We start from the raw sequence: 2,347 nt of genomic DNA on the forward strand, positions 1-2,347 counted from the left end.
CAACCGTGGCCATGGCCATGCCGGAAGGTCACGGCCCGATGGGCCCCATGGACGGCCCTCGGCACAGCGAGCACATGCGCGGCAAAGGCCCTTTCAGCCAACTGGACCTGAGCCGTGAACAGCGCCAGCAGATCGGCAAGCTGATGGGCGAGCAAATGCACGACCGCAAGGCCGTGGTGGAAAAGTACCTGGAGAAACTCTCGCCGGCCGACCAAAAAGCCATGAAGGATGAGCTGACCGCCAAGCACCAGAAAACCCAGGCCGATATCCGCGCCCTGCTCAAGCCAGAGCAGCAGAAAGAGTTTGACGCCATCGTCAAGAAACAAGAGGAGCGTCGCGCCGAATGGGCCGAGTTCAAGGCCTGGAAAGCGCAGCAACCGCAAAAAGCGCAATAATGCGTTAGCGTCCACCCCCAGCCCAGTGGCCTCCCCCCACTGGGCTTTCGCGTTCGAGGAGTTCCTGTGCGTTCATTGTTCTGGCGCATCCTGGCCAGCTTCTGGCTGGCCATCACCCTGGTTGCAGGGCTGTCGATCCTGCTCGGGCACATGCTCAACCAGGATGCCTGGATCCTCAGCCGTCACCCCGGCCTCAACAGCCTGACCGAGGAATGGACACAGACCTACGAGAACCAGGGCGAGGACGCTGCCCAGGACATCCTCCAGCAGCGCAAGCGCCAGTACCACATCGATGTCCAGGTGCTCAACGAGAGCGGCGACCCGGTGGTTCGCGGCACCTTCCCGCGCCGCGCCGCGGCCTTCGAAGCCCGGCAGAACAATGACGACCGGCACCTGCCCTGGCGCCGCCTGACAGCGGAGTACACCAGCCCGAAAACCGGCGACACCTACCTGTTCATCTATCGCATCCCCCATCCGGAACTGGACGCCTGGCACCGCGACAGCCTGACCTGGCCCCTCAGCGCCCTGGCCATCGCCCTGGTGGTGCTGACCCTGTTCAGCCTCCTGGTCACCCTGTCCATCACTCGTCCCCTGAGCCGCCTGCGCGGCGCGGTACACGACCTGGGCCAGGCCACCTACCAGCAGAACAGCCTGACGCGCCTGTCCAACCGCCGCGACGAATTCGGTGTACTGGCCCGGGACTTCAACCGCATGGGCTCGCGCCTGCAGAGCCTGATCGGCAGCCAGCGCCAACTGCTGCGGGACGTGTCCCACGAACTGCGCTCGCCCCTGGCCCGCCTGCGCATCGCCCTGGCATTGGCGGAACGGGCCGCCCCCGAAGAACGGGAAAAGCTCTGGCCGCGGCTGACCCGCGAATGTGACCGCCTGGAAGCGCTGATCAGCGAGATTCTGGTGTTGGCCCGGGTCGATGCGGACAACGCCAGCGCCGAAGAAGTGGACCTTAACGCCTTGCTGGTCGCCGTACAGAAAGACGCGCAACTGGCCTGCCCGGAACAGCCGGTGCTGATAACCGCCCCGCCACAGCTGCACCTGCGCGGTTGGCCGACCATGCTGGAGCGGGCAGTGGACAACCTGCTGCGCAACGCTCAGCGCTTCAACCCCGCCGGGCAAGCGATCGAAGTCACGGCCCAACGCCAGGGCGAGAAGATCCAGATCAGCGTGCGCGATCATGGACCCGGCGTAGAAGCCGAGCACTTGAGCCAGCTGGGAGAGCCCTTCTTCCGTGCCCCGGGGCAAAGCGCTCCGGGCCATGGCCTGGGGCTGGCCATCGCCCGCCGCGCCGCAGAGCGTCACGGTGGCAGCCTGCTGCTGGCCAACCACCCTCAGGGCGGATTCATCGCCACCCTGGAACTGCCCCTGGTCCCCGGCGCCGTGGTGCAGGCCTGAACGCAATGCGGGCAAGCCGCTGCCGCCGGGTCCGGCAACAGCGGGCTTGCCCGCGAGGTACACAGCGTTAGAAGAGGAAAATCAGGCCTTGGCAGTCCAGGCGCTGACGAACTCGGCGGTATCGACCTTGGGGGCGATCCGCGGCTCATTCAGCGGCGTGCCAAGATACAGGAAGGCGATGATCTCTTCGCCGTCCTCCAGGCCCAGGCCCTTGGCTACATGGGGCGAGTAGGACAACTCGCCAGTACGCCACACCGCGCCGATCCCCTGGGCGTAGGCCGCCAGCAGGATACCGTGGGCCGCGCAGCCCGCTGCCAGCAACTGCTCGCTCCTGGGCACCTTGAAGTGCTCCTGCAAACGGGCGACCACCACAACCACCAGTGGTGCGCGCAGGGGCATGGCCCGGGCCTTGTCCAGGGCCGCCTGGGTCACTTCGCCGCCCTGCAGCTGTACCGCCTCCACCAGCAACTCGCCCAAGTGCTCGCGTGCCGCACCTTCGACGGTAAGGAACCGCCAGGGGCGCAACTGACCATGATCCGGCGCGC

General features: G+C 66.4%; 3 protein-coding genes. 2 read left to right on the forward strand and 1 reads right to left on the reverse strand.

Annotation, left to right across the window (positions count from 1 at the left end):
* Nucleotides 1-395: LTXXQ domain protein (locus tag F6S12_RS31215; RefSeq protein WP_315869803.1), on the forward strand; the 395-nt coding region annotated here is incomplete at its 5' end.
* Between the two features lie 66 nt (nt 396-461).
* Nucleotides 462-1,802 (forward strand): sensor histidine kinase, encoded by a 1,341-nt coding sequence (locus tag F6S12_RS31220; protein ID WP_161467041.1) that lies wholly within the window; start codon nt 462-464, stop codon nt 1,800-1,802.
* Between the two features lie 81 nt (nt 1,803-1,883).
* Here the strand turns inward: F6S12_RS31220 and F6S12_RS31225 are convergent.
* A partial coding sequence (locus tag F6S12_RS31225) for a nitroreductase (protein WP_315869804.1) occupies nt 1,884-2,347 on the reverse strand: 464 nt, incomplete at its 5' end.

Origin of the sequence: Pseudomonas sp. JV245A, from assembly GCF_032424515.1 — a bacterium.
Lineage (GTDB): Bacteria > Pseudomonadota > Gammaproteobacteria > Pseudomonadales > Pseudomonadaceae > Aquipseudomonas > Aquipseudomonas protegens.